Consider the following 6466-nt stretch of genomic DNA (forward strand, 5'->3'; position numbering starts at 1 on the left):
GTAGAGAACACATCCTTGGCTGAAAGATGTGACGGACGAACAGGAAGAAGGTCACCCCACGAGCTGGTATCGTGAGTCTTACGAGCGATATCCGTCCTCCACACGTTACGTGGCTCGAGGGCATCCGATTGTGGATGAACTAAGGTGGTACCGCGGAAAAAAGCAACGGCTTTCTTTCGTCCTTAGCATAGGACGAGAGAAGCCGTTTTTATTATGGACAAAAAGGGAGCGATCAGGATGCAGGAATTATCAATGCCAACGAAGTATGATCCGCAGGCAACGGAAGAAAAATGGTATGACTTTTGGGTGAAAGGTGACTATTTCAAAGCCGATCAGGATCCAGAAAAAGAGCCATACACGATCGTCATTCCACCACCGAACGTCACAGGTAAATTGCACCTTGGTCACGCGTGGGACACAACGTTACAAGACATGTTGACACGGATGAAGCGGATGCAAGGATTCGACGTTCTTTACCTACCAGGAATGGACCATGCCGGTATCGCGACGCAAGCAAAAGTCGAACAAAAATTACGCGCAGAAGGACAATCACGTCTTGAAATGGGTCGTGAGAAATTTCTCGAGCAATCATGGGCATGGAAAGAAGAGTACGCGTCAACGATCCGTGCACAATGGGCAAAACTTGGTCTCGGACTCGATTATTCGCGTGAACGCTTCACGCTTGACGAAGGATTGTCAGAAGCGGTTCAAGAAGTCTTCGTGAAACTTTACGAAAAAGGCTTAATCTACCGCGGCGAATACATCGTTAACTGGGACCCAGCGACGAAAACAGCGATCTCGGATATCGAAGTCATCTACAAGGATATCGAAGGTGCGTTCTATCACTTCAGCTATCCACTAACGGACGGTTCAGGTCACGTTGAACTAGCGACGACACGTCCTGAGACGATGCTCGGTGATACAGCGATCGCCGTGAACCCGAAGGATGAGCGTTATGCTCACCTCGTCGGAAAAACAATCACGTTACCAATCGTTGGTCGCGAGATTCCGATTGTTGCCGATGACTATGTCGACATGGAGTTCGGTACAGGTGTCGTTAAGATCACACCAGCGCACGACCCGAACGACTTCGAAGTCGGTAACCGTCACGAGTTACCACGTGTCCTCGTCATGAATGAAGATGGAACGATGAACGAGAACGCAGGGAAATACGAAGGTATGGATCGCTTCGAATGCCGGAAACAAATCGTTGAAGATTTAAAAGCAGAAGGTGTTCTAATCAAAATCGAACCACACTTGCACTCTGTCGGTCACTCGGAGCGTTCAGACGCGATCGTTGAGCCGTATCTTTCACTCCAATGGTTCGTCAAAATGGAACCACTCGCGCAAAAAGCACTCGAGGAACAACAAGGACCAGACAAGGTCAACTTCGTTCCACAACGCTTTGAGAACACGTATGTGCGCTGGATGGAAAACATCCGTGACTGGTGTGTCAGCCGTCAACTCTGGTGGGGACACCGGATTCCGGCTTGGTACCATAAAGAAACAGGCGAAGTATACGTTGGCAAGGAAGCACCAGCCGATATCGAGAACTGGGAGCAAGACAACGATGTTCTTGATACGTGGTTCTCTTCAGCGCTTTGGCCGTTCTCAACGATGGGATGGCCGAACACGGACGCAGCGGATTATCAAAAATACTTCCCGACATCGACACTCGTTACGGGTTATGACATCATCGCTTTCTGGGTATCACGGATGATCTTCCAATCGTATGAATTTACAGGACAACGTCCATTCCAAGACGTCTTGATCCACGGATTGATTCGTGATTCGGAAGGACGCAAGATGTCGAAATCACTCGGGAACGGAATCGACCCGATGGATGTCATCGAGAAGTATGGTGCCGATTCTCTTCGTTGGTTCTTAACGACAGGATCAACACCAGGCAACGACCTCCGCTTCTACTGGGAAAAGATCGAAGCGACATGGAATTTCTCGAACAAATTGTGGAACGCAAGCCGTTTTGCCTTAATGAACATGGATGGTCTAACGTTTGATCAGATCGATTTGACAGGCGAGAAGTCACTCGCAGATAAATGGATCCTGACACGCCTACAGACGACGATTGACGACGTAACGCGTTTATCTGACAAATACGAGTTTGGTGAAGCGGGACGTATTCTCTATCACTTCATTTGGGAAGACTTCTGTAACTGGTACATCGAGATGGCGAAGTTACCGCTCAACGGGGAAGATGAAGCAGCAAAACAGACGACGCGTTCGGTTCTTGCCTATACGCTCGATCGGATCATGCGTCTGATGCACCCGTTCATGCCGTTCATCACGGAAGAGATCTGGCAACACTTACCGCATGAAGGCGAGACGATTACACGTGCTGCATGGCCAACACGTGAAGCGTCACTCGACTTCCCGGAAGCCGTTCCAGCATTCGAAGCGGTTCAGAACGTCATCCGTTCGGTTCGTAACATCCGCGCGGAAGTGAACGCACCGATGTCGAAACAGATCCAACTGTTCATCTCGACGAATGACGCACGTGTTCAAGACGACCTGTCGTCAAACAGCTCGTACTTGCAAAAGTTCACGAACGCATCTGAACTTCGAATCGAAGAACAGATGCCAGCACCAGAAAAAGCAATGAGTGCGATCGTAACGGGAGCAGAATTGTTCATCCCACTCGCGGACTTGATCAACATCGAGGAAGAAATCGCGCGCTTGAATAAAGAACTCGTCAAGTATACGAAAGAAGTCGAACGGGTCGAGAAAAAACTCAACAACCCTGGCTTCGTTGGCAAAGCACCGGCACATGTTATTGATGAAGAAAAGGCGAAGGCACTTGATTATACGGAAAAACGTCAAGCTGTCGAAGCACGCATCAACGAACTCTCAAACTAATTACAGCAGTGGCTCAAGTTTCCTTGAGCCACTTTTTTTAAAGGAGCGAACAACATGAGGACGCGAGAAGATGTATTGGATTGGTTATCGAGCTTACTAGCATTTGGCGTCAAACCAGGTCTTGAACGGATGCAGGCGATGTTACTGGAATTACAGATTGACCCGGACGCGATTCCGACGATTCATGTCGCTGGCACGAACGGGAAAGGATCGACGGTTGCGTTCTTACGTGAGATGGGAATTGCGGAAGGATTACGCATCGGGACGTTCACGTCACCGTATATCATTCAGTTCGAGGAACGGATTATGTTGAACGGGGTACCGATCGCAGAAGATGATCTCGTCGCCGCTGCGATCGCTGTTCAAGCTGCCATCCAGCATATCGATCCGGCACTCGGTACGGTCACTGAGTTCGAGGCATTAACGGGACTTGCTTTCTATTATTTTAATCAGATTCGTCCCGATTTCGTCATTTATGAAGTCGGACTCGGTGGATTGTATGATTCGACGAACGTCTTCAAGAAGCCGGTCGCAGCGATCATCACGTCGATCGGGCACGATCATCAAGCGATTCTCGGAGATACGCTCCAAGAGATTGCTTTACAGAAGTTCGGGATCATCAAACAAGGGACACCGGTCATCGCCGGAAAACTGCAGGAAGAGCTGACGGTACCGTTAATGGCGTATTGCGGTGACCGAAATGCGACGTTGAAATGGAGTCAGGAAGCAATCATCCGTTACCGTCTGAAAGAGACAGGAACTTGGGCGACATATGATGGGATTCCGGAGACACGTCTTGGTCTAGAAGGTCACCATCAAGTCCATAATGCAGCGAACGCCGTCATTTGTGCGCGACGACTTGGATGGTCGAAAGCGGCGATCCGAAAAGGGCTACGGGAGGCAAAACATCCGGGACGGTTTGAGATCATCTCACGCAAACCACGGATCATTCTCGATGGTGCGCATAATCCGGAAGGGATCACGGCACTTGTGGAACGGTTAAAAGAGGAATCAAAACCGGTGACGTTGCTCTGTTCGATCTTGCGTGACAAGGACCGGACAGCGATGCTAACGCAGTTACGTAGCATTACACCGGATATTTACGAAACGACATTTGATTTCCCGCGAGCGCGGACGATGGAGGAGTTGCAAAAGGAAGGCGCTAACGTAACGACGGTCGAAGCATTCTTTGGTCACTTAAGCGCAAATCGAACATATGTCGTGACGGGATCACTTTATTTCATCAGTGAAGTGCGTCAAATGTACACAAACTCTTTTACAAAATAGGGAAAATGCGATTTCGCTCGTTATAATGAAATTGGGGAAGTATAGTCCCGGATTTCAAAGACATGATGAGGAGACGATGAGCGATGAGACAGTGGGTCCGTTTGTTAGTAGCAAGCTTACTGATTTTTTCAAGCTTTACGTATATACATGAACCGCATTCAAAAGCGGCAACAGGGGAAAAGTTCAAGATTTTAGAGATTCGTGATGACTGGTCGACGACGAACCGGATTGATCCGGGAACGACAATCACGTCGTTGTCACTGTTAAAAGAGTTGAATACCAGTCAATACGAAATCAAGATGATGACGGTCAAAGAGTTGAATGCGTCTCGTTTCTCACTTGATGGTGCATTTGATGCGATCGTCTTTGATCCATCTATTTTTACAGGAACAGACCGTTATTCGATTACAGTATCTGATTCGAAATCCAAACAGCATAATACCAGTAACATCGAAAATGATATTACGAAGTTAAAAGCGAATGAAATTTTGAAGAATTACATTCAAAAAGGATTACCAGTCTTTTTACACGCTGATGTGTTAACACATGCAACGAGTAATTTCACTTCGATTTTTAAGCCAAGCATGACGTCTGGTGCTGCGATTGCCTATACGGATTCAAAACAGGTCGTCTCCCGATTACAATCCGAAAAAATTGAACGACCTCGTTTAAGCAAAGTAGCGGTTTCGCAGGCTGGTCAATCGTTAACATCGGTGGATAAAGCAGCACCGGCTTCACCAGATAAACCAATTGATTTTAATTTTACGCTTGATCAAACTACGGCTAATACACGCGTTCAATTGTATATTGATTTCAATAGTAATGACCAGTTTGAGGAATCCGAAAAGGTCGATGAAAAACCAGCGACGATTTCTGGCTCCTTGTCCTATCAATTTGATGCACCGAGTTATACAGGACCACGGAACTGGATGATTAAAGTCGTAAGTGAAGATGGACTTTCGGATTATAAGATCGGTAGCTTCTTAATGAAGGATCAGGTAGCCCAAGCGAAGATTTTACAAGTCACGCGTTCGGGATCAACCGGCTCTATTAATGGATTCATGTCGGGTACATTGTTGAAACAAGACGGATTATATGACTTTAATGTCGAAGTATTATCTGCAACAACATTCAACTCGGACTTTCAAAAGAAAAATTTAAATACAAATTATGACATGTTGATTTTCGGGTTTCAAGATTCATATGGTGCTGCTGCACTAAGCGATCCTGCATCGAATGCAATCCTTGATTTTACGAATACTGGTCAAGGATTGATGTTGACACACGACACGATTTTCAGACCAGCTCAAACCGATAAACCTGAATTATTCTGGGAAACGAAATTTGCTGATCTTGCTGGTCAAAAGAACTTTACGAATATGGGATACGGGGCGCAACGACCATCAGGGCAGGCAGTCAAACAAAATGCCGGAGTCATGACTTCTTATCCATTTGCTTTGGCAGATACAGTAGCGATAGCAACGACCCACAATCAATACTTCGGCTTGGATCTTGAGCAACCGGACCTTATTCCGTGGTATAACATCCGTGAAAAAGATCTGAATACCTCGAACCAGGCTGCAGGTCGAACGATTGGGGACGCACGCAACCACTACTATATGTACACAAAAGGGAACGTTACGTATTCTGGAGCAGGACACACAACAAAATTTGATCAACAACAAGAAAAAGAATTGTTCTCGAATACGATGTATCGTGCTTTCATCGGTGCGAACCACAAGCCATTAATCAAGAATATCTTGCCAACGGACAAATCGAGCTATCTTGAGAATGAGCCGTTGACGATCTCGTATCAAGTCAACGACTATGATCTGCAAGACCGTGAGCTAAAGACACGGATCTATATTGATAATGAGAAAGTCTTTGAAAACAATAAGTTGAAGAATAACTCGTTCGTCAGTCAATCCTTCGAATCAAAATTAAAAGGTAAAACAAGTGTTACGATTCGAATCGAAGCAGAGGATCAGCGGGGAGCTAAGGCAATCGAGACACGGACCGTTCAAGTTGTTCGACCTGCTGTTTCTGCTCCTTTCGTATTATCTCGTTCTATTGATCCGGCTACTATTCCTAATGGTGAGACGGCTGAAATTTCATATACCATTAAAACAACACCTATGAAGCAACAAGAAGCTATTGGGGAGAATGGCTATATCAAAGGGAAATTTTCTGTGACGATGGAAAATATACTGTTCAATGAAAAATTACCGAGTAATTTAGAAGTGGTTTCAACTAGTGGGTTAAAGGATGCTATTATTTCTGGACAGTCTATAAAAGGCTACGCACC

At 46.2% G+C, this 6466-nt stretch carries 3 protein-coding genes and 1 other annotated feature (1 of these 4 running past the window's edge); all 3 genes read left to right on the forward strand.

Annotated features, from left to right (window positions below; genetic code table 11):
* Positions 1-187, forward strand: a binding site (T-box leader); it begins 43 nt to the left of the window's first position.
* A 50-nt stretch (positions 188-237) separates the two neighbouring features.
* Positions 238-2874 carry a valine--tRNA ligase gene (locus F8N00_RS03905; RefSeq protein WP_370688652.1) on the forward strand — a complete coding sequence of 879 codons (2637 nt, stop codon included), beginning with the start codon at positions 238-240 and terminating at the stop codon, positions 2872-2874.
* A gap of 54 nt (positions 2875-2928) precedes the next feature.
* A complete protein-coding gene (locus F8N00_RS03910; protein WP_255997780.1) occupies positions 2929-4161 on the forward strand; it encodes a bifunctional folylpolyglutamate synthase/dihydrofolate synthase in 1233 nt (410 codons plus the stop codon).
* Positions 4162-4244: 83 nt separating this feature from the next.
* A partial coding sequence (locus F8N00_RS03915) for a DUF5057 domain-containing protein (protein ID WP_421017806.1) occupies positions 4245-6466 on the forward strand: 2222 nt, incomplete at its 3' end.

Origin of the sequence: Exiguobacterium sp. A1_3_1, assembly GCF_048985645.1 — a bacterium.
GTDB lineage: Bacteria > Bacillota > Bacilli > Exiguobacteriales > Exiguobacteriaceae > Exiguobacterium_A > Exiguobacterium_A indicum.

Excerpts from the sequence above, each read along its gene's own strand:
- F8N00_RS03905 (WP_370688652.1), top strand. The coding sequence starts at position 238 with ATGCAGGAATTATCAATGCCAACGAAGTATGATCCGCAGGCAACGGAA.
- F8N00_RS03910 (WP_255997780.1), top strand. The coding sequence starts at position 2,929 with ATGAGGACGCGAGAAGATGTATTGGATTGGTTATCGAGCTTACTAGCA.